The sequence below is a fragment of the Natronobeatus ordinarius genome, from assembly GCF_024362485.1.
Classification (GTDB): Archaea; Halobacteriota; Halobacteria; order Halobacteriales; family Natrialbaceae; genus Natronobeatus; species Natronobeatus ordinarius.
Window position 1 is genome coordinate 3301002 of sequence record NZ_CP101456.1, and the last position, 23244, is coordinate 3324245.

29 protein-coding genes and 1 tRNA gene are annotated in these 23244 nt (G+C 66.8%); 16 read left to right on the top strand and 14 right to left on the bottom strand.

All coding sequences use genetic code 11. From position 1 onward, the window contains the following. Positions 1 to 102: 102 nt before the first annotated feature. Together NMQ09_RS16750 and NMQ09_RS16755 are read right to left on the bottom strand one after the other, a co-directional pair. On the bottom strand, positions 103 to 597 hold the full coding sequence (locus tag NMQ09_RS16750; RefSeq protein WP_255194608.1) for a hypothetical protein: 495 nt from the start codon (positions 595 to 597) through the stop codon (positions 103 to 105). Between the two features lie 22 nt (positions 598 to 619). Next, the gene (locus NMQ09_RS16755) at positions 620 to 2614 is read right to left on the bottom strand and encodes a phospholipase D-like domain-containing protein (RefSeq protein ID WP_255191728.1); all 1995 of its coding nucleotides are present in this window, start codon (positions 2612 to 2614) and stop codon (positions 620 to 622) included. Between the two features lie 170 nt (positions 2615 to 2784). Here NMQ09_RS16755 and NMQ09_RS16760 point away from each other — a divergent pair, with 170 nt between their 5' ends. Continuing rightward, complete coding sequence (locus NMQ09_RS16760) at positions 2785 to 3138, top strand: hypothetical protein (RefSeq protein WP_255191729.1); 354 nt, start codon at positions 2785 to 2787, stop codon at positions 3136 to 3138. Between the two features lie 51 nt (positions 3139 to 3189). Here NMQ09_RS16760 and NMQ09_RS16765 read toward each other — a convergent pair whose 3' ends face one another. After that, a complete protein-coding gene (locus NMQ09_RS16765; RefSeq protein WP_255191730.1) occupies positions 3190 to 4629 on the bottom strand; it encodes a HEAT repeat domain-containing protein in 1440 nt (479 codons plus the stop codon). Positions 4630 to 4721: 92 nt separating this feature from the next. Beyond that, positions 4722 to 5438 (bottom strand): protein sorting system archaetidylserine synthase, encoded by a 717-nt coding sequence (locus NMQ09_RS16770; RefSeq protein WP_255191731.1) that lies wholly within the window; start codon positions 5436 to 5438, stop codon positions 4722 to 4724. A 128-nt stretch (positions 5439 to 5566) separates the two neighbouring features. Here NMQ09_RS16770 and NMQ09_RS16775 point away from each other — a divergent pair, with 128 nt between their 5' ends. Beyond that, entirely contained in the window at positions 5567 to 6001 is a 435-nt protein-coding gene (locus tag NMQ09_RS16775; RefSeq protein ID WP_255191732.1) for a plastocyanin/azurin family copper-binding protein, read from the top strand. A 127-nt stretch (positions 6002 to 6128) separates the two neighbouring features. Here the strand turns inward: NMQ09_RS16775 and NMQ09_RS16780 are convergent, their stop codons facing one another. Genes NMQ09_RS16780 through NMQ09_RS16795 form a run of 4 tightly spaced genes read right to left on the bottom strand, consistent with a single transcriptional unit; the run spans position 6129 to position 8657 of the window. Further along, positions 6129 to 6770: a 30S ribosomal protein S3ae gene (locus NMQ09_RS16780; protein ID WP_255191733.1), complete on the bottom strand. Its 642-nt coding sequence runs from the start codon at positions 6768 to 6770 to the stop codon at positions 6129 to 6131. Then, entirely contained in the window at positions 6763 to 7035 is a 273-nt protein-coding gene (locus tag NMQ09_RS16785; protein ID WP_255191734.1) for a KEOPS complex subunit Pcc1, read from the bottom strand. Before NMQ09_RS16785 ends, NMQ09_RS16780 begins: the two co-directional genes overlap by 8 nt. Next, on the bottom strand, positions 7032 to 8183 hold the full coding sequence (locus NMQ09_RS16790; RefSeq protein ID WP_255191735.1) for an exonuclease: 1152 nt from the start codon (positions 8181 to 8183) through the stop codon (positions 7032 to 7034). The genes NMQ09_RS16785 and NMQ09_RS16790 overlap by 4 nt, the downstream gene beginning before the upstream one ends. A gap of 6 nt (positions 8184 to 8189) precedes the next feature. Then, positions 8190 to 8657 carry a 30S ribosomal protein S15 gene (locus NMQ09_RS16795; protein WP_255191736.1) on the bottom strand — a complete coding sequence of 156 codons (468 nt, stop codon included), beginning with the start codon at positions 8655 to 8657 and terminating at the stop codon, positions 8190 to 8192. Between the two features lie 210 nt (positions 8658 to 8867). Between NMQ09_RS16795 and NMQ09_RS16800 the strand changes: the two genes are divergently transcribed. The 3 genes from NMQ09_RS16800 (at position 8868) to NMQ09_RS16810 (ending at position 11166) form a co-directional block, all read left to right on the top strand. Then, the gene (locus NMQ09_RS16800) at positions 8868 to 9863 is read left to right on the top strand and encodes a hypothetical protein (protein WP_255191737.1); all 996 of its coding nucleotides are present in this window, start codon (positions 8868 to 8870) and stop codon (positions 9861 to 9863) included. A 203-nt stretch (positions 9864 to 10066) separates the two neighbouring features. Next, positions 10067 to 10138, top strand: a tRNA-Ala gene (locus tag NMQ09_RS16805). A gap of 629 nt (positions 10139 to 10767) precedes the next feature. Beyond that, the gene (locus NMQ09_RS16810) at positions 10768 to 11166 is read left to right on the top strand and encodes a DUF2062 domain-containing protein (protein WP_255194609.1); all 399 of its coding nucleotides are present in this window, start codon (positions 10768 to 10770) and stop codon (positions 11164 to 11166) included. A gap of 12 nt (positions 11167 to 11178) precedes the next feature. Here the strand turns inward: NMQ09_RS16810 and NMQ09_RS16815 are convergent, their stop codons facing one another. Then, positions 11179 to 12342: a cystathionine gamma-synthase gene (locus NMQ09_RS16815; RefSeq protein ID WP_255191738.1), complete on the bottom strand. Its 1164-nt coding sequence runs from the start codon at positions 12340 to 12342 to the stop codon at positions 11179 to 11181. Between the two features lie 283 nt (positions 12343 to 12625). On the opposite strand from NMQ09_RS16815, the gene NMQ09_RS16820 reads away from it, so the two are divergent. From NMQ09_RS16820 to NMQ09_RS16845, 6 genes are all read left to right on the top strand, one after another. Then, positions 12626 to 12916, top strand: a complete 291-nt coding sequence (locus tag NMQ09_RS16820; RefSeq protein ID WP_255191739.1) for a 50S ribosomal protein L21e — start codon at positions 12626 to 12628, stop codon at positions 12914 to 12916. Continuing rightward, positions 12913 to 13269: an RNA polymerase Rpb4 family protein gene (locus NMQ09_RS16825; protein ID WP_255191740.1), complete on the top strand. Its 357-nt coding sequence runs from the start codon at positions 12913 to 12915 to the stop codon at positions 13267 to 13269. Before NMQ09_RS16820 ends, NMQ09_RS16825 begins: the two co-directional genes overlap by 4 nt. 88 nt (positions 13270 to 13357) lie before the next feature. Further along, positions 13358 to 13945 (top strand): DUF655 domain-containing protein, encoded by a 588-nt coding sequence (locus NMQ09_RS16830; protein WP_255191741.1) that lies wholly within the window; start codon positions 13358 to 13360, stop codon positions 13943 to 13945. 99 nt (positions 13946 to 14044) lie between these two features. Next, positions 14045 to 14884 carry a 16S ribosomal RNA methyltransferase A gene (locus NMQ09_RS16835; RefSeq protein ID WP_255191742.1) on the top strand — a complete coding sequence of 280 codons (840 nt, stop codon included), beginning with the start codon at positions 14045 to 14047 and terminating at the stop codon, positions 14882 to 14884. 377 nt (positions 14885 to 15261) lie between these two features. Beyond that, complete coding sequence (locus NMQ09_RS16840) at positions 15262 to 16455, top strand: mechanosensitive ion channel family protein (RefSeq protein WP_255191743.1); 1194 nt, start codon at positions 15262 to 15264, stop codon at positions 16453 to 16455. Beyond that, on the top strand, positions 16456 to 17040 hold the full coding sequence (locus NMQ09_RS16845; protein WP_255191744.1) for a HemK2/MTQ2 family protein methyltransferase: 585 nt from the start codon (positions 16456 to 16458) through the stop codon (positions 17038 to 17040). A 27-nt stretch (positions 17041 to 17067) separates the two neighbouring features. Here NMQ09_RS16845 and NMQ09_RS16850 read toward each other — a convergent pair whose 3' ends face one another. After that, a complete protein-coding gene (locus NMQ09_RS16850; RefSeq protein ID WP_255191745.1) occupies positions 17068 to 17559 on the bottom strand; it encodes a metal-dependent hydrolase in 492 nt (163 codons plus the stop codon). 150 nt (positions 17560 to 17709) lie between these two features. Here NMQ09_RS16850 and NMQ09_RS16855 point away from each other — a divergent pair, with 150 nt between their 5' ends. Continuing rightward, on the top strand, positions 17710 to 18279 hold the full coding sequence (locus tag NMQ09_RS16855) for a peroxidase-related enzyme (RefSeq protein ID WP_255191746.1): 570 nt from the start codon (positions 17710 to 17712) through the stop codon (positions 18277 to 18279). Positions 18280 to 18319: 40 nt separating this feature from the next. Here NMQ09_RS16855 and NMQ09_RS16860 read toward each other — a convergent pair whose 3' ends face one another. Beyond that, on the bottom strand, positions 18320 to 18565 hold the full coding sequence (locus tag NMQ09_RS16860; protein WP_255191747.1) for a hypothetical protein: 246 nt from the start codon (positions 18563 to 18565) through the stop codon (positions 18320 to 18322). 125 nt (positions 18566 to 18690) lie between these two features. Here NMQ09_RS16860 and NMQ09_RS16865 point away from each other — a divergent pair, with 125 nt between their 5' ends. Continuing rightward, entirely contained in the window at positions 18691 to 19281 is a 591-nt protein-coding gene (locus NMQ09_RS16865; RefSeq protein ID WP_255191748.1) for a winged helix-turn-helix transcriptional regulator, read from the top strand. 90 nt (positions 19282 to 19371) lie between these two features. Here the strand turns inward: NMQ09_RS16865 and NMQ09_RS16870 are convergent, their stop codons facing one another. After that, a complete protein-coding gene (locus tag NMQ09_RS16870; RefSeq protein WP_255191749.1) occupies positions 19372 to 19800 on the bottom strand; it encodes a universal stress protein in 429 nt (142 codons plus the stop codon). 174 nt (positions 19801 to 19974) lie between these two features. Between NMQ09_RS16870 and NMQ09_RS16875 the strand changes: the two genes are divergently transcribed. Both NMQ09_RS16875 and NMQ09_RS16880 read left to right on the top strand, forming a co-directional pair. Continuing rightward, on the top strand, positions 19975 to 20391 hold the full coding sequence (locus tag NMQ09_RS16875) for a CopG family ribbon-helix-helix protein (RefSeq protein WP_255191750.1): 417 nt from the start codon (positions 19975 to 19977) through the stop codon (positions 20389 to 20391). A gap of 71 nt (positions 20392 to 20462) precedes the next feature. Then, positions 20463 to 21095 carry a uracil-DNA glycosylase family protein gene (locus NMQ09_RS16880; protein ID WP_255191751.1) on the top strand — a complete coding sequence of 211 codons (633 nt, stop codon included), beginning with the start codon at positions 20463 to 20465 and terminating at the stop codon, positions 21093 to 21095. 27 nt (positions 21096 to 21122) lie between these two features. On the opposite strand, the gene NMQ09_RS16885 is transcribed toward NMQ09_RS16880, so the two are convergent. Both NMQ09_RS16885 and NMQ09_RS16890 read right to left on the bottom strand, forming a co-directional pair. Further along, complete coding sequence (locus tag NMQ09_RS16885) at positions 21123 to 21560, bottom strand: Rieske (2Fe-2S) protein (protein ID WP_255194610.1); 438 nt, start codon at positions 21558 to 21560, stop codon at positions 21123 to 21125. Positions 21561 to 21692: 132 nt separating this feature from the next. Further along, positions 21693 to 22070 carry a hypothetical protein gene (locus NMQ09_RS16890; protein ID WP_255191752.1) on the bottom strand — a complete coding sequence of 126 codons (378 nt, stop codon included), beginning with the start codon at positions 22068 to 22070 and terminating at the stop codon, positions 21693 to 21695. 172 nt (positions 22071 to 22242) lie between these two features. Here NMQ09_RS16890 and NMQ09_RS16895 point away from each other — a divergent pair, with 172 nt between their 5' ends. Further along, complete coding sequence (locus tag NMQ09_RS16895; RefSeq protein ID WP_255191753.1) at positions 22243 to 23211, top strand: acetamidase/formamidase family protein; 969 nt, start codon at positions 22243 to 22245, stop codon at positions 23209 to 23211. Positions 23212 to 23244 lie beyond the last annotated feature (33 nt).

Consider the following 23244-nt stretch of genomic DNA (forward strand, 5'->3'; position numbering starts at 1 on the left):
TTCCGTTCGACGCACGACTTCGATTTTGGGAGCCAAAAGGCGCTGCTCGAGCGAGGACCAGCAGGGAAAATCGGTTCGAAAGAGTCCGACGGACGGATTCGCCTACCGTGTGAAGACTTCCAGGTACCACTCCTCCGCGAGCCGGTCCAGATCGCGCGTCGCGTCGGCCACCGAGACGGTGTCGCCGACGCCGCGGTGCTCGAGTGAGACGTTCGAAATCGGGGCAAACGCCAGCCCGCCGACGGTGATCGGCCCTTCCGGTGTGTGGACGGTCCACTCCGTTCGGCGACCGCTCGTCGAACGCGTGACGTCTTCGACCTGACCGCCGGCGTCGATCCAGCGACCGACGAGGTCGTCGGTGAGCCGCCGGAGCCGACGCTCGCCGAGAACGTGTGCGCCGATGCCACCGGCGCCGAGGAGGACGAACGCGACCGCAGCGAACTCGAGGCCACCGTAGGGAACGTTCACCGAGGCGGCAATGGCAGCGAGGACGACGACGAGCGCGACGACTCGCACGTCGAACGCCGTCGGGGCGAGACGGCTCGAGTCGGTCACGGTCGTCCGATCGCGCTCTGGTGACTGTTGATCGAGTTGCATGTGCTGGTAGGTCGTCGTTGCGTCACCGGTCACGTAGCCGTTCACCTGTCCCTGTGTCGATTTTATCCGTGCACGGTTCGCCGTCTGCGGGCGGTGCACCGTCGTTCGACGTCGAGTCCGCTCGAGAGACCCCCGATCGATCCACCCCTTCCCCGGCATCATCTCGAGATTCGGCTGCTCGAGCATCGGCCGGCCGAGAGTCACCCACTCGAGGGCCCGATCCACCGTTCACACCCGTCCGTGACCCAGCTGACAGCTCCTCGGGCCGAATTTCCTCCGCTGGTGCTTCGAGTCGAACGTACCTTCGACCGACGAGCCCCGCGGCGACGAGCCCCAGCGCGACGACGCCGACGAGGTCGACCGGCAACGGCCACGAGCGTTCCTCCCAGTCGGCGTCGAAGACGGCGGCGTAATACGAGCCCGCCTCCTCGCCGTGAAGGACGAGCGCGACCTCGCGATTCTCGCGGAACGCCACGTCGTTCCAGTTGGGACTCCCGACGATCACGACTGCCTCGTCGATCACCACGCCCTTCGCGTGGATCTTCTCGAATCGGCCGTCGGGTTCGACGAGGCGGACCTCGAGTGGGAGCCCTTCCTCCTCGGCCGTCCGTTCGAGGTGGTTGGCGAGCTCGCGGTTCTCGTCCTCGACGTACCACGTCGCGTCGAGGAGGATCGTGACCTCGACGCCGCGTCTGGCGGCCTCGAGGCTCTCCTCGAGCAGTGGGAAATCGGCGTCGCCGATCCGGACCTGCTTGATTCGGATCGACTCCTCGGCCGAACCGAGTAGCTCGAGCGTTCGTTCTTCGGCGTTGTCGGGCGCGAGGAGCACCTCGACGGCGTCGACGGAGACGGGTTCGGGATCGAACGTCGTCTCGAAGCTGCCGTCCCGTCTACCGTCGTCGTCTGCGATGAACGTCGCCTCCTCGCGGTGTCGCTCCCACGAAACCGTGTCCCACCCCTCGAAGTCCGCTTCGAACACGTCCGCGAGCACGTTCGACACCTCGGGATCGTCGACGACGACGCCCCAGCCGCGACTCGCGGTGCCGCCGACGCCCGAGGGCTTCCAGTTCTCGGTGAGCACCATCGCCCGGTCGTCGACGACGGCGTACTTGGGATGGTGAAAGCGGTAGCGAGAGTCGCCGCCACCGAGGACGCGGACCGTCGCGCCGGCTTCGTCGAGTTCGTCGAGGACGGCGCTGGTCTCCTCGGGCATCCCACCGACGGGCCCGGACTCGAGGACGACCGCGACCTCGACGCCGCGCTCGGCGGCCGCGCGAAGTTCCTCGGTCACCGCCTCGGAGGTGTAGGTGTAGCCCGCGAGCAGAATTCGATCCTCGGCTTCAGCGAGCGTCTGGAGCGGCACCTCGGGCGAGTCTGGCAGCACGAATACCGTCACCTCCTCGCCCTCGACGGTCGTCGACGGCAGACAGGTCGCCCCCTTCGGCCACCAGACGCCTCCGTCCCCGGTTCGGTACCACCGCTCGCCGGTCGAGGCCCGACCGTACGAGATAGAATCGACGACGCGGTCGTCGTCGTGCAGCTCGAGCTCGTCGCCGTCGGCCGCCAGCCGGAGGTAGCCCTCGAGTTCGAGCACGCGATCGGCTGTCATCGAACGCGTCTCGTCGGGGTCCATGCTGAACGCGACCCGGCCAGAGACGGTCTCGTTGGGGAGCGAGGCGGTCGTGTGGCCGTCGGTCACGGTCCAGTTTGCGAGGCGCGTTTCCTCGGGGAAGACGAGGACGAAGAACTCGCCGACGTTGCCGTGGGTCGTCGGGTTCGGGTGCACTTCGACGAACGCCGGATCCTCACCCCGCTCGAGTTCGGCCAGCGTCGTGCGACTCGAGTCGGTCGGGCCGCCGGGACAGCGGTTGGCGACAACAGTCGCTCCCGGAGGAACCGCGTCCGTTTCGCCGGTGACGGTCGCTCCATCGGCCGATGGAACGCCAGGAGCCGATCCAGCGACGGCTCCACCCGTGAGGAGCGCACAGAGGAGCACGGCGACCAGCCCGAGACGCATTGCGGGCTCTGGCCGCCCGATCGTATATAAACGGCTGGACGAGGCCATCGACCCGGTCCGTACGTGAACCCTGCCTGGCAACGATCAGTACACTTCGACCGGCGCGTAACGGGTCGGTCTCGAGCGACCCCGTCGACAACTACTCCTTCTCGAAGCCGTGACTGTAAGCGATGATCAACAGTCTCGTGGTGTTCGTCGTCAGCCTGCTGATCGGCGCGCTGGGGATCCATCTCGGTGCCAGCGTCATCGTCGGCGTGAGCGACTACACGTACGCGGTGGTCACCGCGTTGATCGGGGCGATCGTCTGGAGCGTCGTCGGCCTCTTCTTCGGGTGGATTCCGCTTCTCGGCCCAGCGATCGTTCTGCTCGCGTATCTGGCGATCATCAAGCGGCGGTATCCCGGCGGCTGGATCGACGCGGTCGGCATCACGCTCGTCGCGTGGATCGCCGTGGTCGTGGTGTTGTCACTCCTCGCCCTCGCGGGGATTACGACGTTCGACGCCGCGGGCGTCCCGGGTACGTGATCGAAATCGGGTCGGCTGTAACCGATCGCGGGCCGAGCGACGTGGAGAACGTTAGACTGCCTTCTCGGCCTCGGCCTGGACGAGGTACGACCGGTCGTCTGCGTACTCGGTGAGCGCTTCGAGCGCCTCCGCTGTCCCGACTTGGTTGAGCGCCCAGGCGGCGCTGGCGCGGACGACGTCCTCGTCCTCGTCCTCGAGTCGTTCTGCGAGGGGGTCGATTGCCCGCGTGTCGCCGATCAGGCCGAGGGCGCGGGCGGCCCGGCTGCGGATGTCAGGGTCGTCGGCCACGAACTGGTTCGCGATGGGCTGGACTGCGTCCTCGGCACCGATCTCGCCGAGTGCCCGGAAGCTGGCCTTCTGGAGCGGCGGGCTCGAGTCGACGTAGTCGAGGAGTTTGTTCACGACCCGGTCGTCCTCGACGCCGATCTTCCCGAGGATCGCGATCGCCTGCTCGTCGCGCCGTTGGGCCCGCTGGAGCATCGGGTCGATCGCCTCCTCGGGCCCCATCCGCGCGAGCGCCTCGAGGCAGTGTTCTTCCATGTAGCCCGAATCGAGCGAGTCGAGCGCGAGCAAGATCATCTCGACGTTTCCGCGCTTCTCGTGGACCTTCAGCGCGTGCCACTCCGGCGGGAAGTCCTTGACGTGGTCGAGGACGTCGTAGAAGCCCTCCCGCCTGAGCTGTTCGCGCACGGTGAGGTCGTCCCACGCGGTCGCGTCGTCGACGCCGTCCTGGAGCTCGTCGGTCGTCTCGAGCAGCGACGCGATCGTCTCGGCGTCCTCGTCGGGATCGAGGTCGGCGGCTTCGATCTCGGTCTCGACGTCCTCGAGCGTCGCGACCAACCGGTCGAGCAGGTCCTCGTCGTCGGCCAGCGTGAGCGAGGTCCCGAGCGCCGCGTTGATCTCCTCGAGGGCGTCCTCGACGACGTCACGGAGTTCGGCGCGACCCTCTTCGGTCCAGCGGGTGGTCTCGATGTCGCCTTTCGCCCCGTCGACCTCGTCGACGACGTCTTCGGCGTAAGGGCCGCGCTGCTCTTCGACGCCGGACTCGACGTCGTCGACGTCACCCTCGAGCTCGTCGATTTCGTCTTCGACTGCTTCGACCTCGGCTTCGACGTCGTCGACCTCGGCCTCGAGTGTGGTGTACGGCTCGGGGGCCTCGCTCTCTTCGTCTTCGTCTTCGTCCTCGTCCTCGGGCGCGATGGTCTCGAGGTCTTCGCGGGCCGCCTCGAGGTCGGCCTCGATCGGGTCGAAGTCCTCACGAACCGCCTCCAGGTCGGCTTCGACCGGCTCGAGTTCGGTCTCGACTGCGTCGAGGTCGGCTTCGGTCTCGGCTGCCTCGAGCAGGTCCTGGACGGGGTCGAGCGCCTCTCTGACGGGCGCTATGTCGTCACGAACGGGCTCGAGATCCGCGCGGATCGACTCGAGCCGATCCCGGACCGACTCGGCGACCGCCTCGGGGTCGACCTCGTCGGCCGCCTCCTCGTCGCTCATAGCCTCACCCGGCGGGTCGCCGCCGTGGGACTCGTGACCGTGTTCATACCGGAACCTGTGCCCAGGAATCCCCTAAGCGTTTCCATACCCGATCAGTCAGCGACCGCCTCGGTCGAACCACTACTGCCCGCCCAGTACAGCCATGGGGCGAGGAGCATGTAGGCGAGCCCGAGCGTCAGGAGCGCGTACGGGAACGTCCGACCCGCGAAGTCGGGGATCAAGATCGCAAGAGCGTGGACGACGCCCATGATGAGCGCGTCGCGGGCGAGCAGGTCGGGATAGCGGATGCGCGAGACCATCAGGTAGCTGAACGCCGCCGTGATCGCGAGCACGAGCAACGGATCCGCGACGCCGGCGAGGATCGCCGCGCCGATGATCGTGGCGGCGAGCGTCGTCTGGACGCCCTCGGTGTAGTTCGCGGCCGTGTCGTAGGCCGTGTACATCCCGAGCCTGGCGACGGCCATCGCGACGAACAGCGCGCAGACGACGCCCGTGAGGAGCAACTCGAGGGTCAACGTCTCGAAGCCGACGCCGAACCCTTCTGTCACGACGACGAACGCGAGGACGGCAGGGGCGATCGCGAACGAAGAGACGTCGGCCAGCGAGTCGAGGTAGGGGCCGGCGGGGGTGCCGCCGTACCGCCGCGCGAGGATGCCGTCGAGCCCGTCGGCGATCGCCGCGAGCAGGACGAGTCGGGCGGCGAGCCGAACGTCGACGAACGTGGCGACGACCGCGACGAAGCCGAGTGCGGCGTTGGCGATCGTCACCGCGTCGGCGACGCCGAGTCGTCCGACGAACCGAGGCAGCATACTCGCGGAGTCTGCGGGCGGGAGTCTTACGTGTTTTCGTTTCGTCATCGGGCGCTCGAGTGCGTTCCGATCGCCCGTTCGAGGACCGAACCGGGGCCGTTATATCGCGTCTCTCCCAAGCGTCGAGCATGAAACGGCGCGCCTACCTCGCCGCCCTCGGAAGCGGCGGGCTCGCCGGACTCGCGGGGTGTACCACGCTGGGGCGAATCGGCATCGCCCCGGGGGAGGACGACGACTACGACATCGGGATGACCCGAAACGAGTTTCTCCCACGAGAGTACGAGGCCACCGTCGGCGAGACGGTCGTCTGGAAGAATACCAGTGGATCGATACACACCGTCACCGCCTACGAAAAGGCCATCCCCGACGACGCCGAGTATTTCGCCAGCGGTGGCTTCGACAACGAGGAAGCCGCCCGACAGGGGTGGGCGGACGATACCGGAGGCGGCTTTGACACCCGCGAGACGTACGAACACACCTTCGAGGTCCCCGGAACCTACGGCTACGTCTGCATTCCCCACGAGGCGGGTGGGATGGTCGGCACCGTCGTCGTCACCGAGTGATCGCGGGACAATTCTGAGTGCTTACAGGACAAGAAGTTGCAAGCCCCGTCGTACGGCGCGCTGCAGCGACCGAGCCACCGCCTCCTCGGGCGTGCCACGGTCGTCATAAAAGTCGTCGGGTTCGCGTTCAGTCCTCGACGGCGACGTCTTCCTCGCTGACGCTGACGGCGGTCGCCTCCTCTTCGGCGAGCTCTTCGGGACTCGCCTCGAGGGTCGTCTTCTGGATCTCGACGCGGCGCAGCGGGTAGATCGTCTTCGCCTCGCCGTAGATCGCCGAGGAGAGTCGACCCTCGACGATGCTGTCGACGAGTTCCTCGAGCGTCCGGTCTTCGGCGGCCGACTCGACCATCTCGACCATCGTCTCGCGGATGGCCTTCTCCTGGCTCGCGTCGGCCTTTTTCGTCGTGAACGCGACGGGCTGGACCTGCACGCGGTAGTCGTCGGTCGTGACGACGGTAACGTACGCCTCGACCTTCGAGGCCCCGCGTCGGACCAGCGAGCGCAGGTAGTCGCGGGTCAGCGAGTGTGCCTTGAACTCCGTGTAGGCGGCGTCGCTGCCGACGTCGGTCACCTTGAAGGTGAGCTTCGTGTTGTTCTCGCTCGCGTTGTTCGTGAGCTCGCCGAGCGTCGTCTCGATCGTTCGGTCGAGTACCTGTTCCGGTTCGTCAGCGGGAGTCTCACCGAGTTCGGCCCGGTCGAACTGCTCCGGGGCGAGGACGGTGTACCACCGCTTTTCCTGTTTCGCACGTGAAACTGATCGTTCACTCATGGTTGGTGTCTGTGTTCTCGGACGCGTCTTCTCGGGCGTCCATCCGCGGTTCGCACTGTACCACTGTGTTCGCGACGTCGAGGTTGACCACGTAGTCGTCGACCGTCGCGTGGAGGCCACCGGTCGTCCCGCGTTCGATCCGCGTGACGACGGCGTCGCCTTCGACCTCGGTGGCCATCTCGTCGGTGTTGTCGGGCTGGATCGCCCGCGCCACGAGGTCGGGCTCGTCGTGTTCCGTCCTGATCGTCGCCCGTCTCCTGCTCATAGGGTCTCCCTCACGGCCGCGATGATCGTCGCGTCGTCCACGTCAGGGTCGTACCGCAGCAGGCCGCGCCGGCGACCGACGTCGTACTCGCCGTCGAGCTCCCGGGCCACCGCCTCGAGCGCCCCGCCGAGGGGCCGATCCTCGAGCGCGAACAGCCCCGCCTCACCCTCGCCAATCGCGAGAGTGCACGGCTCCGGCGAACGATACGTCGCCGCCAGCCGAGCAGCCGTCTCGACTGCGCCGTCGACGCCGACGACGAACAGCCCGTCGTACCGGCCCGTCGACGCCGTATCGAGCGCTGTGTGTGCCCGTCTGGCGTGTGCTCGCCAGGCCGAAAGCGCCGCCGTTTCGACGCCGTGGCCGATCGCGAGCGCGACGCCCGTGCCGGGTTCGGCACGCGCAGTCGCCTCGAGCACGTCGGCGTAGCCGCCGACCGTGGCGAACGGTCCGTCGGGGGCCGCGTGCGGGTGCAGGAAACGACCGATCGCCTCGGCCGCTCGCTCGCTCGCGTTCTCGTGACCGACGACGTCGAGCGCGACGAGCGAGCCGACGCGCCGGTGAGCGTCCTCGACCGGCTCATCGGACAGGTCGACACCCTCGAGTGCGTCCTCGACGGCGTCGCGGTCGCCGGACCACGGGCCCCGACACAGCGTCGAGTGAGCGAGCCCGTCGGCGAGGTCGTCGGTCGGGACGGCGACGCCGGGTCGTCGCTCGAGCAGTCCGCGGTCGCGGGCGGCCTCGAGCAACAGCTCGGTTTCGCCCGCGCCGGGCTGGACGCCCGCGGCGAACGCCCCCGCGAGCGCGAGGACGGGGTCGGGGCTCTCCCCGAGTTCGCGGACGAGGTCGCACGCGGCCAGCGTCGCCGGTCGCTCGCTCGAGTCGAGCCGATCCGCGTCGGCATCGACGGCACCGACGGCGACCGCGACCGTCGCGTCGTCACGCTCGTCGACGTCCGAAACGCGCCCGGTTCGCTCGGCGACCGTCCGACCGACGGTCACCTGGAACGGCGTCCCTCGCGTAGAGAGTGCTCTGGCGAGGACGCCCGCCGCGGCGAGTCCGTCGCCGTCTCCCCTCGTGACGAGCCGGACGAAGCCGGCACTCTCGAGGGCAGGGGCGAGCGACGCGTCGGTTCGACCCATCGTGGACATCTCCGCTTACTCCTCGAGGATCTTCTTCGCGACGTCGTAGGAGTAGGTGAAGTCGGGCTCGAGTTCGTCCCCGCGGTAGTATTCGACCAGCCGACGCACCTTCGACTCGGTGTTCTGCAGCGCGCGCTTGTTCTGGAAGTCCTGGCCGTTCTCCTGGACGTGCTCGCGCAGGCGCACGGCGCGCTCCATCAGGTTTCGAAGGTCCTCGGGGAGTTCGGGCTCGGCGTCGTTCTCCTCGAGGATCTCGGTGACCTTCTTCCCGGTCGCCAGCTTGACGTCCGGGACGGGGGTGCCGGTGACGCCCTCGTCACGCAGCTTCATGCCGATCTGACTGGGGTCGTAGCCCTGCTCGGCCAGCTCGACGACTCGTTCTTCGACCTTCTCCGGGTCGACATCGCTCCACTCCGGGGGTTCGTCTGCCGCGGGTTTGTCCGAACCGGACGTTCCGCGACGGCGGGTATGCATTCGTGCCATTGTTCGAGGATAGGAATCGCACTGACCGCTTCGCGTGAGTCCGGCACTTGCCGGGTGCACTTCCGCAATCCCAAGCCACACAATCGGTGGCACAGTCGGATTTGCGGCCGTGCGCTTCCCACGAGTGAGTTCGTCGTCACGGCTAAAAGCGTTGCGTCATCGCCCGGTCGGTCCTCGAGTTTAAATCACATTGGGAGGGAGTCCCGGTCGATGAGGTTCCACTTCAGAGAAGCAACCAGCGTCTTCAGGAAGACCCTGCCGTTCGTCCTCCTGCAGTTCGCCATCGGAGTCGTCTTCGCGATCGTCGGCGTCGTCTACCTCGGCCTCGTCGCGTGGCTCGCGATCAGGTTCTTCTGGGGCGACGGGGGATGGAGCCTGCTCGTCGCCGGCGCCGTGATGCTCATCGGCCTGGCCAGTTTCGCCTTCGTGTGGCGGCTGGTCCAGCGGTACGTCCTGTACCTGGTCAAAGCCGGTCACATCGCCGTCATCGCTCACATCGTCGAGGAAGGTGAGGTTCCGGAGAACCAGCTCAGCTACGGGACGTCGCAGGTGAAAACGTACTTCAAATCCGCCAGCGCGCTGTGGGGGCTCGACATGGTGATCGACGCCGTGCTCAAGCAGCTCACGAGTGCCGTCGCGCGAGTTCAGAACCTGCTGCCGGTCCCACTCCCCGGTCAGCTGCAAACGCTGCTCAAACTCCTCCAGAAGTCGATCGTGCTGGCGGTGGGATACCTCGACAACGCGATCCTCGCGTACCTGTTCGTCGACCGGCATCCGAACCCCTGGCGGTCCGCACGCGACGGCGTCGTCCTCTACGGGAAGACGTGGAAACCGGTCCTCGGATCGACGATCGTCATCGTCTTCGGGATGTACGCGCTGGCGTTCGTTCTCCTGACGCTGCTCGCACCAGTGGCGGCCGTCATCGACGTGCTGCCGACGTCGCTCGAGATTTTCTCGTGGCTGTTCATCGCCGGGCTCGTCGCAGTCGTCCACACCGGACTCCTCAAGCCGTGGGTGAAGACGGTCGTGATCACGACCTTCCTCATCGAACAGCGCGGGTACACCCCCGACAGCGAGACCATGGCGTGGATCGAGGAGCGCTCGAACCGGTTCAGCGAACTTGTCGAGAAAGCAGAGAGCGACGAGTACGTCGAAGAAGACCGCCAGCAACCCGATGGGAAACCCGAGGTGATCGGCGAGGCCTGACAACGACGGTTATGAGTCGGTACCGGTGCAACCGCGAACCGGCTGTGATCGCGCCGGTACCCCGGTATCGAAATCCGTCTGTATGGCCGCGTTCCGCCGACCGGACGATACGCGTCGCGGTAGCCGCGGTAACGGACGACACGCTCTCGAGGCCGATTCGAGGGGTTTATCTATTCCCACCGGGAACTGTTGAATGCGAAGGAGGGCTCGTAGATCAGCGGTAGATCACTCCCTTGGCATGGGAGAGGCCCCGGGTTCAAATCCCGGCGAGTCCATAATTATTGCGCGGCTCACAACTCCGTGAGCCGCGCGAATTGTCGTCGAAGCCCGGATTTGAACCCCTGGAAGTCGCAGCGAGAGCGAAGCGAGCGACCGTCTTCCTCCGGGTTCAAATCCCGGCGAGTCCATAATTCTTGTGCGACTCACTCCGTGAGCGACGCGGACTGGCCGAGGGTCACCGCTCAGAAACTGTCGACGTTGGGGGCTGAACGACGGCCAGCTTTTGAGAGTTGAACCAGTAGAATCGAATACTGTTGCCGATAATAATTGGGTGCGGAGAGCTGTCCGGTCTACCCGACCTGCCACACATTGCTGGACTCTCCGCACTGCCTTCAGGACCCGATCCGAAGCCCCCGTCCGGGGGTTCAGCGCGAGGGCAAACGCGCCTCGAGTTTCGAACTCACCGTCGACAGTACGAGGACCGCAAGCTCCTTCGCCGAGAAAGCGAGTTTCGGAGGTCGCCCACCGTCGCGGATCAGGAGTGATTTTGCCGGCCTTCGTGGTTCAGTACGCTCTCGGCCAGGTGAGCAGGGTGTGAATCGGTAACCTCTCGTACAGGTAGCTACTCTCGAGGGGTATCGGCCGACTCACGAACTATCTCGCCCGGACTCGGTACGCACTCAGGCTGGCGTTCACCGAGGACCACCCGCCGCGGCTCATCGCAGTGAGCTTCGCGATCGGGGTAGTAGTGACCACGCTTCCGAGCTTCGGCATCGGCATTCCCGTGCTCGCGTGGATCGGCTACCGGTTCGACTGGGCCAACAGGCTCGCGCTGTTCGCGGCCGTCGTGGTCCTGAATCCGGTCGTGAAAGGTGGCGTCTACGTCCTGAGCCTCCTCGTCGGGATCCAGCTGCTCGGCCCGCTCCCGGACGACGTCCCCGTCGAACTGGGCTGGGACGCGGGTGCGGAGGTCGTCCTCCGACTGCTCGTCGGGAACGCGGTCCTGGCGGTCTGCTTTGCGATCGTCGGCTACGCGCTCGCCTACTGGATGGCCCACGCCCTCGAGAATCGACGGCCGGTGTGAGACGGGTCGCGATCAGGCGAGGGCGGCGTCGATCGCGGCCTCGAGGTCGCCGATCAGGTCGTCGACGTGCTCGATGCCGACGCTGACGCGGATCAGGCCGTCGGTGAGGCCAGCCTCGAGTCGCTCCTCGCGGGGGATCGCGGCGTGGGTCATCGGTGCGGGCTGTTCGATCAGGCTCTCGACGCCGCCTAAGCTCTCGGCGAGGGTGAAGATATCAGTAGTGGAGACGACCTCGCTCGCCTCCTCGAGACTCGCGTCGAGTTCGAAGCTCAGCATGCCGCCGAAGTCGTCCATCTGTCGGGCAGCGATCTCGTGGCCTGGGTGACTCTCGAGGCCGGGATAGTAGACCTTGGAGACGCGCGGGTGGTCCTCGAGCCACGCGGCGATGGCGCCGGCGTTCTCGCAGTGGCGATCCATCCGGACGGGGAGGGTCTTCGTTCCCCGGAGGACGAGGAAGCAGTCGAAGGGGCCCGGCGTCGCGCCGACGGCGTTCTGGTAGAACCCGAAGCGCTCGTCGAGTTCGGGATCGTTCGTCAGGAGCGCGCCGCCGACGACGTCGGAGTGGCCACCGAGGTACTTCGTCAGCGAGTGGCTCACGACGTCCGCGCCGAGCTCGAGCGGTCGCTGGAGGTACGGCGTCGCGAACGTGTTGTCGATGGCACAGATCGCGTCGTGTTCGTGGGCGATCTCCGCGGCCCCCTCGATGTCCACGATCGACATGAGCGGGTTGGTGGGCGTCTCGAGCCAGAGCAACTCGGTGTTTGCCTGGAACGCCCCCTCGATCGCCTCGAGGTCGGTCATGTCGACGAAGGTAAACTCGAGGTCGTACTCCTCGTACACCTGCGTGAAGATGCGGTGGGTGCCGCCGTAGACGTCGTTGCCGGTGACGACGTGGTCGCCGGACTCGAGCAGGTTGAGCACGGTGTTGATCGACCCCATCCCGCTGGCGAAACAGCGGCCGTACTCGGCCCCCTCGAGGCTCGCGAGGTTCTCCTCTAAGTCGGTTCGGGTGGGGTTCCCAGTGCGAGAATACTCGTAGCCACGGTGGTCGCCGGGGGCATCCTGTTCGTACGTGGAGTTCGCGTAGATGGGCGTCATCAGCGCGCCCGTCTCCGGGTCTGGTTCCTGGCCGGCGTGGATCGACCGGGTCTCGATCCGGTACTGGTCGTCGTCCATGGCTGGGGCGACGTGGTGGAGGGAGGTGAGGTTTGCCTTCTCGAGCGGTGAGCAGTCAATCAGGAGTCAATTGCGTCGGAGGTCGCTCAGCCGCCCACCGGCGATCAGCGTCCGTAACCGTTCGCCGTTGTCAGAAGCCAGTACCGCACGACTATATCGAGGACGAGTACGGTCGCCGGGACACGGGTATTGCGAAACGGACGAATCGATCTGCATCCATCTTCACCAGCCGTCGCGGAACGTGCGTTTTATAACCGTCACCGAACAAGGGCGTCGTACGACTATGCCGAACTCTAAAGGGCCACGCCAGGGAACCCGGAAGAAACTCGCGAACAAGCCTCGAGAACGCGGGACGTCGCCGCCACAGCGGGCGATTCAGGAGTACGACGAGGGCCAGAAGGTCCACCTGAAGATCGACCCGAGCGTCCCGAAGGGACGGTTCCACCCGCGATTCGACGGTCAGACGGGTGAGGTCGTCGGCACGCAGGGCAACGCGTACAAGGTCCGAATCACCGACGGCGGCAAGGAGAAGACGCTGATCGTGACCGCGGCCCACATGCGCGCTCAGGAATGACGATCTTCAAAGAGATCGTCGACGAGGAGTTCCTGACGATCTCGGAGACGAAGGAACTGCTCGACGACATCGAGACCGAGCGCGCGCTCGACGAGGAGCGCGAGTTGCGCTACGAACTCGCACGAGCGATCGAGCACGTCAACCGCTTTGCCCTCCTCGACGTCGAGGAGGCCCAGGAGCTCGTCGACGAACTCCAGGAGCTCGAGAAGGTGGACGAGGCGACCGCCTACAAGATCGTCAACCTCCTCCCACAGGACCGGGGCGAGTTGCGCGCGCTCTACGCCCAAGAGCGGTACTCGCTGTCCGGTGACGAACTGGACGAGATCCTCAACGTCATCGTTCGGTACGTCTGATCCGCCTCGACACCAGCCGGTGGCAGCTGCAGGGTCCACTGAGAAGGTGGCCGACTCTTTAAGTACGGGGTCGACGTACCCAGAATCAATGAGTGAATCCGAGACCGACGGGACGACCGTTCGCCGTGCAGTCGTGTTAGACTACCTCGCCCACGGACTGTCGGACGATGGACGGCCCCAGTACGAGAAGTCGCCGGCCGGCTACGCGATGGCCGTCGACGACTTCACGCTGTACGAGGTCGCCTTCGACGAGGACACCCGGCTCACGATCGGCACCCGCGTCGTCGTCGATCCGCCCGAAGACCGGGACGTCGTCTCGGCGTGTCGGACCGTCGAGTACGGTGACCTCTCTTCTGGTGCCCAGTCCGAACTCGAGTACGTCGTCGAAGATCTCGTCGAGGAGGAAGAAGCGCGGTTCGTCGACTTCTACAACGAGGCCCAGCCGATCACGCTGCGGCTCCACCAGCTCAACCTGCTGCCGGGGATTGGCGAGAAGTTGCGCAATTCCATCCTCGATCAGCGGAAACGAGGCCCCTTCGAGAGCTTCGAGGAGCTCGAAGAGCGCGTTTCCGGACTCCACGACCCCAACGAAATCGTCGTCGATCGAATTCTCGAGGAGCTGCGCGACGAGGACGTCAAGTACAAACTCTTCGTCGGCCGTCGCGAGGAGGCGTAGCCGGAGGAGGCGTGGGCTGCCCACTCGCGGGGACGAACCCGACCGTTGGTCGGGTGCGAGACGGTGCGTTTACCCGAGCCGGTCGCCTACTCGCGCCACATGAGAGATCCAGACGGACTGCTCGCCCGGGCGGGCGTCCGGGGGAACCCCGACCGCGACCAGCACTTTCTCGTCGACGACCGCGTGCTCGATCGGCTCCCGACCTACCTCGAGGAGGGAGCCGCCGACACGAGTCACGTCCTCGAGATCGGTCCCGGAACGGGGGCGTTGACCGACCGGCTGCTCGCGGTCGCCGACCGGGTGACGGCGATCGAACGCGACCGCGATCTCGCGGCCTTTCTCGAAACGGAGTTCGCCGACGAGATCGACGTGGGCCGACTCGAGGTCGTCGCGGGCGACGCCCTCGAGGTCGACCTCCCCGCGTTCACCGCGTCGGTCTCGAATCTCCCCTACGGCGTCTCGAGCGAGATTACCTTCCGGTTGCTCCCACGAAAGCGCCCGCTCGTGTTGATGTTCCAGAAGGAGTTCGCCGAGCGGATGGTCGCCGAGCCGGGCACCCCGGAGTACGGTCGGCTGTCGGTGTCGACCCAGCACTACGCCGACGTCGAGCTGGTCGAGCCCGTCCCGAAGGAGGCGTTTTCGCCGCCGCCGGCGGTCGAGAGCGCGGTGATTCGGACGATCCCGCGGGAACCCGACTACGAGGTCGACGACGAGGCGTTCTTCCTCCGGTTCGTCAAGGCGCTGTTCACCCAGCGTCGCAAGACGATGCGGAACGCGATCCGAAACACGGCACACATCTCCGGCCTCGACGATCCGGATGCGGTCGTCGAGGCGGCCGACGAGGACCTCCTGAAGAAGCGTGCCGGAGCGGTGACGCCGCGGGAGTTCGCCGAACTCGCTACGCTTGCCGCCGCCGTCGGGCTGGACGACGAGTCGTGACCTGACGCGGTGAGCCGGCTCGCGACCTGACGCGGTGAGCCGGCTCGCGACCTGACGCGGTGAGCCGGCTCGCGACCTGACGCTGCGAGTGCCCTCGTGACGTCGTGAGCCGGCTCGTGACCTGACGTCGTGACCCCGCTCGTTCCGTACCGCCGCGAACCGTCTCAGCCGTGACGGACACGCTCGCGAGGAGGGCGAGAACGTGAAGCGGCGACGTGTAAAGGGACGACTAGACCCGGCGTCGGCCCGGATCGTACTCGAGTGCGCACCGATCGGCTCGGTGCGATCGCGACCGGGCCGAACTGAAACGGCGGCACGAATCGACGAATACACGGCGTTCCAGCGAAACGACCTCCAGTAGACACACCTCACAGACGATGCTCGAGCCCCTCACCGCCCTCGACTGGCTATCAGAGCAGTTCACCACGACGAACCAGCGACTGGTCGTGACCGTCGTGACGGCCGGGGTCGCCCTCGCCGTCCTCCTCTCCTCACAGGCGTTTCACCGCCACCTCAACGAGCGGCTCAAGCCGCTTCACGCGGACGTCGTGACGACGGTCGTCCTCGTCGCGGCGTTCGTGCTCTCGATGGCCACCATCCTGGGCGTCTGGGGACAGACCGGCGCAATCCGAGAGCTGTACGAACGCCAGGATCTCGGGGAGGAGTTCGTCGCCAGGGTGATCGTCTCGTTCGTCATCCTCGTGAGCACGTACATCGTCGTCCGGTTCGTCCGGCGGCTCCTCCGGGAGTTGTTCGAGTCCTCCTCGGCGGTGACCCGACACCAGCACGAAGTCGCCCACCGCCTCTCCCAGGCCGTCCTCTGGACGACCGCACTCGTCGTCATCCTCAGCGTCTGGACGGACGACCTCGGCGGGCTGCTCGTCGGGGCCGGATTTTTAGGGATCGTCCTGGGGATGGCCGCCCGCCAGACGCTCGGCTCGATGATCGCCGGCTTCGTCCTGATGTTCTCTCGCCCGTTCGAGGTCGGCCACTGGGTCGAGATCGACGACCGCGAGGGGATCGTCACCGACATCTCGATCGTCAACACCCGCATCCAGACGTTCGACGGCGAGTACGTCGTGGTCCCCAACGACGTCGTCGGCTCGAGTCTGGTGACGAACCGGTCGAAACACGGCCGACTGCGGATCGAGATCGAGGTCGGCATCGACTACGAGGCTGACGTCGAGCGCGCGCGGGAGCTGGCACTCGAGGCGATCGACGACGTCCCGGAGGCCCAGGCGGTGCCCGAACCGGGCGTCGTCACGAAGTCCTTCGACGACTCGGCGATCCTACTCGGGGTTCGGTTCTGGGTCGACGAGCCGACCGCCAGCACGTGCACGAGAGCGCGGACGACCGCGATCGGCGCGATCAAAGACGCCTTCGACGAACACGGGGTCAAGATCCCGTATCCACAGCGCGAGCTCTCGGGACGGTCTGGAACCGACGTCCAGCTTTCGGCCGACGGCGCGAGGGGAGGCGACGACCGCTGGGGGCCCGACGGGGCGGAGTCGACGGCCGACGCCGAGGATCGAAACGGGGAACCGTCGTCGCAACCGATGGAGCGGACGTAGATGGACCTCGCGAACCGACGCGGACTCGAGACCGACGTCTATCAGCCCGCCGAAGACTCGGCGCTGCTCGCCGACGCCGCCTGCGACCGACTCGAGGAGGACGCCCTCGTCCTCGAGGTCGGCACCGGGTCGGGCTACGTCGCCGACCGACTCGCCACGGAGACGGGTGCTCGCGTGGTCGCCTCGGACGTGAACCCCCACGCCTGCGGGCAGGCACGCGAACGCGGGGCCGACGCCGGCGTCGAGGTCGTGCGTGCGGACCTGGTGTCGCCGTTCGTCGATGGCTCCTTCGACGCGGTCGTCTTCAACCCGCCGTACCTGCCGACCGACGCCGACGCCGAGTGGGACGACTGGATGGAGCGCGCCCTTTCGGGGGGCGAGTCCGGCCGCGAGGTGATCGATCCGTTCCTCGAGACGGTCGGTCGCGTGCTCGCGCCCGACGGCGTCGTCCTGTTGCTGGTCAGCAGCCTCACCGGCGTCGAAGAAGTGGTCGAGACCGCCGGCGAGGAGGGCTTTAGCGCCGTCGCCCTCGCCGACGAGTCGTTCCCGTTCGAGACGCTGACGGTCCTCGAGCTGGTCCGGTAACGCGAGCGTGAGCTGACGCCGGTTCGGTCAGCCCAGCACGGAGACGACGCCGATGCCGGCCAGCGCTGTACCGGCCCCGAGCGCCAACAGGAGGTAGTTCGCGGCCGGATTCGCTGCGCGCGTGAGGTTCAGCGTGTAGTGGCGCGCCGACACCGGCCAGAACGGACGGATCCCCATCGGCGTGATCGCGTCCGCGAGCAGGTGTGAGCCGATCGAGAGCGTGCCGACGACGAACGCGAACGTCACAACGCCGACGTCGACGGCCGGCGAGGAGGTGCCGACCACCATCGCCGCTACCCCCGCGAGGGCGATGCCGACGACGAACGCGAACGCGACCGTGTGCGTCGGTCCCCGGTGGTCGATCATCGGGAGCTGGTGGTCGAGGTCGGGGATCGTCGAGAGCGAGACGGCCACGACCGCGCCGAGCACCGCGACGGGTTCGTATCCCGCGAGCGAAACGGCGACACCGAGTGGCGTATAGAGGAGCAACGCCGCGCCGACGTGGCCGGTCCGATACATACGGTCGCCGAGAGGGGGCAGCGAAATATAAATCCACCGTCGTTTTCGAGAAGAAATCCACGATGCTGGCTGCTCGAGCAGCGTCGACTCGGACGAGGCGGCGTCACCGGGTACGGGAACGTTATGTGCCCTGGCTGTGACGTCGTACCCATGCCCGACGACGAAGCAATGACCCGATTTCCAGTCCCGGACGTCGACGACCTCCCCGAGGATCTCCAGGAACGAATCGAGGACGAGACCGACCGCGCCGGCTTCACGCCGAACGTCTTCCTCGCCTACGGCTACCGCCCCTCGCAGTTCCGGGCCTTTTTCGAGTACTACGACGCACTCGTCGAGGACACCGAGTTGAGCCGCCGGGAGGTCGAGATGATCGTCGTCGCCGTCTCCGCGGCGAACGACTGCTACTACTGCAACGTCGCCCACGGCGCACTCGTCCGGATCTACGGCGACGACCCGTACCTCGCCGACCAGCTGATCTCGAACTACCGCTGTGCCGACCTCGACGAGCGCGAGCGGGCGATGCTCGACCTCGCCGTGAAACTCACCGAGGAACCCGAACGCGTCGAGGAAGCCGACCTCGAGCGACTCGAGGAACACGGCTTCAGCCGGCGAGCGATCTGGGATATTGGCGCCGTCGCGTCCTTTTTCAACCTCTCGAACCGGATGGCCCACCTCGCGGACATGCGTCCGAACCCCGAGTTCCACGACATGGGTCGCTAGCGGAACCGACCACCCCGTCGATCACGGTCTCGACGACGGTTCAGGAGCCACCCGACCCGCCACGGGCGAGCGCGGCGACGATCGCGAACAGGAGACCGAACGCCGCCCCGTGAAGGACGGCTGTCTCGAGTGACGCCTGCCGGGCGCCGAACGCCATCGCGATCACGACCTCACCGACCACGAAGATGACGACGAAGAAGGCGAACAGGAACCCCGCGACGACCGGCGTCGAGAGGTCGGCGAGCCGCTCTGCTAGCCCCGGTGTCGACGCGTTGCCTCCGCTCATGACTCGAGCGTACGTGCGCCGGGCATGATAGCTGCTACGAAACGGCCGGTCGCGTGGCCTCGTCGGCCGGCTCATCGGTCCCTGGCGACGAAAACCGTAAACGGCCGCCGGACGAGAGTCGAGCCATGACCACGCTGGACGAAACCGACCTCGAGATCCTCCGGCTGCTCGTCGAGGACGCCCGGCGGCCCTACAGCGACATCGCCGAACGCGTCGACCGCTCCGCGCCGACCGTCTCCGACCGGATCGATCGACTTCGCGAGATCGGCGTCGTCCGGCGGTTCACCGTCGACCTCGACCGCTCGACGTTCACCGAGGGCGCCGAGGTGCTCGTCGAACTCGAGCTCGAGCCGGCCGCTGGCGACCGGATCGCCGAGGGGCTCGCCGCCGTCGACGCCGTCGAACACGTGCTCACGACCGCGGACGCCCGCCTGTTCGCCGTCGCGACCGTCCGGCCCGAACGGGTCCGCTCGATGCTCGCGAACGCGATCGACCTCTCGAGGGTGGAGTCGCTTCGCGTCCACCTGCTCGAAGACCGCGTCTGGTCGCCCCACGTCGGCGACGCCGACCTCGCCCTCGAGTGCGACGAGTGTGGCAGCACCGTCACCGGCGGCGGTCACTCACTCGAGCTCGACGGCCGACGGTACCACTTCTGCTGTCCGGTCTGTCGCTCGCGATTCGAGGAACGGTACGCGAGCCTCTCGGAGTCAGCGTAGGGACAGTTCGTTGCCGGTCGGACGATCGACGGTCGGTCCACCCCGCATCGAGCGTCGGGCGCGTCGGACGATCGCCGAACCCGGCACCGGTCACCGGGCGGGGATAACCGTCACTGGGACTGGCGATCGCCGCACTGTGATCTCCGCGACGCTCCCGAGCACGAGCCGCTCGATGCCGCTCCGGCCGTGGCTTCCCATGACGACGTGGTCGAACTCGCCGTCCTCGAGGTAGGCGACGATCTCGTGACCCGGCCGTCCGTACCGCCACTCCGTTTCGACGGATCGATCGTACTCGTCCGCGACGTCCCGTGCGGTTTCGAACGCCCGCGTCGCCGTTTCGTGCGCTCTGTCGCGCCACCTGCCCCGGTAATCTTCGACCCCCGCGTCGGTGTGCTCGGCGAACGGTTCGACCACGTGGAAGACCTCGACCGACGCCTCCGGAAACGTCTCGAGCGCGAATCGCAACGCGGCCTCGGCTGGATCGCTTCCGTCGTACGGAACGAGAATACGCGCGACCATACGCGACGGATTCCACCCGAGTATTTAGTTCCGGCAGGAGTTGGCGGTCCGAACGAACCGGCCGTTGTCACGGCACCTCAGAAACCCCGGCTCGAACCGGTCGGCGACACCGTAGCTCGCGACGGCGGCGACCGGAGCGCGGAGCCTTTGACGGTCCCGACCTAACGCCCGTTCATGCGAACGAGTCTCAATGTCCCAGAAGAGACGCTCGCCGAGTTCGACCGGACGTGGCAGGCCGAAGGGCTCGAGTCGCGCTCGCGGGCGCTCAGAGAAGCGATCCAGGAGTACGTCGAGTCCCACCACCGCCTCGAGCAGGCCAGCGGTCCCGTCGCGGCGGCGGTCGTCTTCGACTACGAGCACGACGAGATCATCGAGGCGTTACACGACCTCCAGCACGAGTTCCAGGCCGAGATCGACACGACGAGCCACGTCCACCACGGCGAGTGGTGTCTCGAGACAGTCTTCTGTCACGGCGACGCCGCTCGGATCAGGAAGCTCGTCTACCGGCTCAAGGACTTCGACGCGGTTCACCGGGTGTCGGTGACGCTGTTGCGGGCCGGCTCGCCGACCGCTCCCTCGAGCGAGGAGTGACGAGCGGAGCCGCTGACGGCGGAGTGGCCGGTATCGTGGTCGTTATGGGCTCGAGTCGCCTATCCGGTCGCGTGAAGAACGTCACCGACAGGACGAGCAACCCGTTCGGGATGCGCCCGCCGTTCGAGTGCAACGATCCCGGAACCCGTCCAGCGGTCTTCGGCTACGGCGACGCCAACGCCGACTTTCACCTGATCGGCGACCATCCCGGCGTCCACGGCGGCGCGACGACGGGGGTGCCGTTCACCGAGACCGAGTCGGGCGAGGCCATCCAGGACCTCGCCGCCGACCTCGAGTTCGCCTCCGGTCCCCGGGCTCGACCCGTCTACGAGAACCTCTTTGCCAGCTACCTCCACATGTGCACGCTCCCGGACGGGCGCGACCCGACCGCCGAGGAGTACGACGAGCTCGAGCGCTACTTCGACGCCGAGCTCCGGGCGATCAACGCCCACATCCTCCTGCCGGTCGGCGAGCGGGCGACCGACCACGTCCTGACCGAGTACACGACCCAGCGGGGCCGCCTCGAGCTCGACATGGCGACCCTCCACGCCCGGGAGATCCGCGGTCGGGGCTTCCTCGTCGTCCCCATCCGGGAGCCGACCGGGTGGGGCTCCGACGACCGCGAGGCGATCGTCACGACGCTCGAGGGGATCCTCGCCTCGGACTACCGGCAGACGAAGGGTGTGGCGACACTGGTCGGCTAGTCGCGTGGCGGACGTCCGTGGGAGTGCTCAAAACCGGAGATGTGACGTCGAACTCGGCCCGTCCTCGTCGTCTTCGTCGTCGCTAGGACCCTCGTGGAGATACGTCAGTTCGTCGTCGGTCAGATACACCTGTCTGTCCTCGATAGTGATCTCGACCGACGGGAGCGTCGATCCTGCCGCCGGGCCGTTCTCGCAGTGGCCCGAACAGCTGTCGAAGATCGACCCGTGTTTGGGACAGACGATCCCACCGTCGCGAACGACTGCGCCGACGCCCTCGCGGTAGAGCCGCTGGGCCTCGTGCGTACAGCGGTTGCGCCAGGCCTCGACGAGGACGTCGTCGCGCTCGCCATCGCAAGGGACGAGCACGACTTCGACGTCTTCACCACGACCGTCGCGGGCGGTGAACAGCCAGGATTCCTCGTCCAGAACCGTGTCGACGCTCGTCAGTCGGTAACGCATGTCTATGATCGGTGAGACGTCTGCCCGCGGTATCGGCGTACCGGTCTCCGGATGGAGACTCGAGGGCACGCGTTCGCGGCCCCGGCGCGACGCTGACGAACGGTCGTGACGAAGCCGGTCCAGGCGCGGGTATGCGCTCTACGAGAGACGGATCAGTCCCAGTATCGTGAGGAGCACTCCCCCTGCGACCGACAGGTACCAGCCGTAGGTCGGGACGAACGTCGAACCGAACCCGGCCAACGAGGTCGTGGACAGGTAATAGAGTGGAAGTGAGAGAGCGACGATTCCGCTGCACAGGATCCCGAGCGACTGCAGACGGTCGTCGCGTCCGCGAACGAGTAGGACGAGGACTGCCACGGCAGGGAGCAGCAACAGGATGCTGTATTCCTCTATTCCCGCGTTCATTTTCGGCAGTAAAATGTCCGGTATCGCGTCGGTTTCACCGACACGATCCGGGTTGGGACGGACCCAGGGAAGATACGCGCCCGCTGCAACCCCCGCCAGCGCAAGGAGCACAGGCACTGCTCGGACAGCAGTTCGATCTCGAGCCGTCATCACGGTCCCGTTGACGGACGCCCCGCGTATACTTTCGGGTCGGCACCCACGACGACCATCGTGGGCTTTCGCCCTCGAACTCGACGTGAGCGGGACGCCCCCTTTATACTTCGAGGCAGTGTACGCTGGTCGAATGTCGAGCGGTCACGATCACCGGATCGACGCCGACGACGGCGCCGTCCACAGCGTCTGGAACAACGCCCTCGAGCCAGCCTGCACGATCGAGCCCGGCGACGTGGTTCGCTTCTCGTGCCGGGACGCCACGGACGGCCAGATAGGCCCGGACTCGACGGCCGCGGACGTCGCCGGGCTCGACATCGAGCCCGTCCACCCGTTGACCGGGCCGGTCGCCGTCGAGGGAGCCCGTCCGGGCGACGTACTCGAGGTCGAACTGCTCGAGCTCGAGCACCAGGGCTGGGGCTACACGCTGGTCCTCCCCGGGGAGTTCGGACTCGGGTTGTTGCCCGAGGCGTTCCCGGAGCCGGCGCTGCACGTCTGGGAACTCGAGGGCGACGTCGGCCATTTCGTCGACGGGATCGAGGTCCCCCTCGACCCGTTCCCCGGCATCGTCGGCGTCGCGCCGGCCGCGGACGGCGACCACGACACGAACCCACCTCGAGCTGTCGGCGGCAACCTCGACGTCAAGCACCTGACGGCGGGCTCGACGGTGTCGCTCCCCGTCGCCGTCGACGACGCCCTGTTCAGCATCGGGGATTGCCACGCCGCCCAGGGCGACGGTGAGGTCTGCGTGACGGGACTCGAGGCGCCGATGTCGGTCACGTGCCGGTTCGATCTGCGTTCGGATCGGACGCTCGAGTCCCCACAGTTTCGGACCGACGGCCCGTTCACGCCGACCGGGCGGGACGAGCCGATGGTCGGAATCACGGGGATCGACGACGACCTGTACGCGGCGGCGAAACAGGCGGTCCGGGGGATGATCGACCATCTTCACGAGGAACGCGGGCTCACGCGCGAGCAGGCGTACATCCTGTGTTCGGTGGCCGTCGACCTGAAGCTCTCCGAGGTGGTCAACGCCCCGAACTGGGTCGTCTCGGCGTATCTCCCGGAGCGCATCTTTCCGGCGTCGTCCGATCCGACCTGAGCCGTCGAACGCGCGTCGAGACCGAAACGGCCG

Bases quoted from the DNA above. Each gene is read 5' to 3' on its own strand.
- NMQ09_RS16840 (WP_255191743.1), top strand. From the start codon at position 15,262: ATGCTCGAGCCCCTCACCGCCCTCGACTGGCTATCAGAGCAGTTCACC.
- NMQ09_RS16870 (WP_255191749.1), bottom strand. From the start codon at position 19,800: ATGGTCGCGCGTATTCTCGTTCCGTACGACGGAAGCGATCCAGCCGAG.
- NMQ09_RS16760 (WP_255191729.1), top strand. From the start codon at position 2,785: ATGATCAACAGTCTCGTGGTGTTCGTCGTCAGCCTGCTGATCGGCGCG.
- NMQ09_RS16815 (WP_255191738.1), bottom strand. From the start codon at position 12,342: ATGGACGACGACCAGTACCGGATCGAGACCCGGTCGATCCACGCCGGC.
- NMQ09_RS16830 (WP_255191741.1), top strand. From the start codon at position 13,358: ATGAGTGAATCCGAGACCGACGGGACGACCGTTCGCCGTGCAGTCGTG.
- NMQ09_RS16875 (WP_255191750.1), top strand. From the start codon at position 19,975: ATGCGAACGAGTCTCAATGTCCCAGAAGAGACGCTCGCCGAGTTCGAC.
- NMQ09_RS16895 (WP_255191753.1), top strand. From the start codon at position 22,243: ATGTCGAGCGGTCACGATCACCGGATCGACGCCGACGACGGCGCCGTC.
- NMQ09_RS16800 (WP_255191737.1), top strand. From the start codon at position 8,868: ATGAGGTTCCACTTCAGAGAAGCAACCAGCGTCTTCAGGAAGACCCTG.
- NMQ09_RS16845 (WP_255191744.1), top strand. From the start codon at position 16,456: ATGGACCTCGCGAACCGACGCGGACTCGAGACCGACGTCTATCAGCCC.
- NMQ09_RS16795 (WP_255191736.1), bottom strand. From the start codon at position 8,657: ATGGCACGAATGCATACCCGCCGTCGCGGAACGTCCGGTTCGGACAAA.
- NMQ09_RS16765 (WP_255191730.1), bottom strand. From the start codon at position 4,629: ATGAGCGACGAGGAGGCGGCCGACGAGGTCGACCCCGAGGCGGTCGCC.
- NMQ09_RS16770 (WP_255191731.1), bottom strand. From the start codon at position 5,438: ATGCTGCCTCGGTTCGTCGGACGACTCGGCGTCGCCGACGCGGTGACG.
- NMQ09_RS16825 (WP_255191740.1), top strand. From the start codon at position 12,913: ATGACGATCTTCAAAGAGATCGTCGACGAGGAGTTCCTGACGATCTCG.
- NMQ09_RS16835 (WP_255191742.1), top strand. From the start codon at position 14,045: ATGAGAGATCCAGACGGACTGCTCGCCCGGGCGGGCGTCCGGGGGAAC.
- NMQ09_RS16865 (WP_255191748.1), top strand. From the start codon at position 18,691: ATGACCACGCTGGACGAAACCGACCTCGAGATCCTCCGGCTGCTCGTC.
- NMQ09_RS16850 (WP_255191745.1), bottom strand. From the start codon at position 17,559: ATGTATCGGACCGGCCACGTCGGCGCGGCGTTGCTCCTCTATACGCCA.
- NMQ09_RS16755 (WP_255191728.1), bottom strand. From the start codon at position 2,614: ATGCGTCTCGGGCTGGTCGCCGTGCTCCTCTGTGCGCTCCTCACGGGT.
- NMQ09_RS16785 (WP_255191734.1), bottom strand. From the start codon at position 7,035: ATGAGCAGGAGACGGGCGACGATCAGGACGGAACACGACGAGCCCGAC.
- NMQ09_RS16855 (WP_255191746.1), top strand. From the start codon at position 17,710: ATGCCCGACGACGAAGCAATGACCCGATTTCCAGTCCCGGACGTCGAC.
- NMQ09_RS16750 (WP_255194608.1), bottom strand. From the start codon at position 597: ATGCAACTCGATCAACAGTCACCAGAGCGCGATCGGACGACCGTGACC.
- NMQ09_RS16820 (WP_255191739.1), top strand. From the start codon at position 12,626: ATGCCGAACTCTAAAGGGCCACGCCAGGGAACCCGGAAGAAACTCGCG.
- NMQ09_RS16780 (WP_255191733.1), bottom strand. From the start codon at position 6,770: ATGAGTGAACGATCAGTTTCACGTGCGAAACAGGAAAAGCGGTGGTAC.
- NMQ09_RS16775 (WP_255191732.1), top strand. From the start codon at position 5,567: ATGAAACGGCGCGCCTACCTCGCCGCCCTCGGAAGCGGCGGGCTCGCC.
- NMQ09_RS16860 (WP_255191747.1), bottom strand. From the start codon at position 18,565: ATGAGCGGAGGCAACGCGTCGACACCGGGGCTAGCAGAGCGGCTCGCC.
- NMQ09_RS16790 (WP_255191735.1), bottom strand. From the start codon at position 8,183: ATGTCCACGATGGGTCGAACCGACGCGTCGCTCGCCCCTGCCCTCGAG.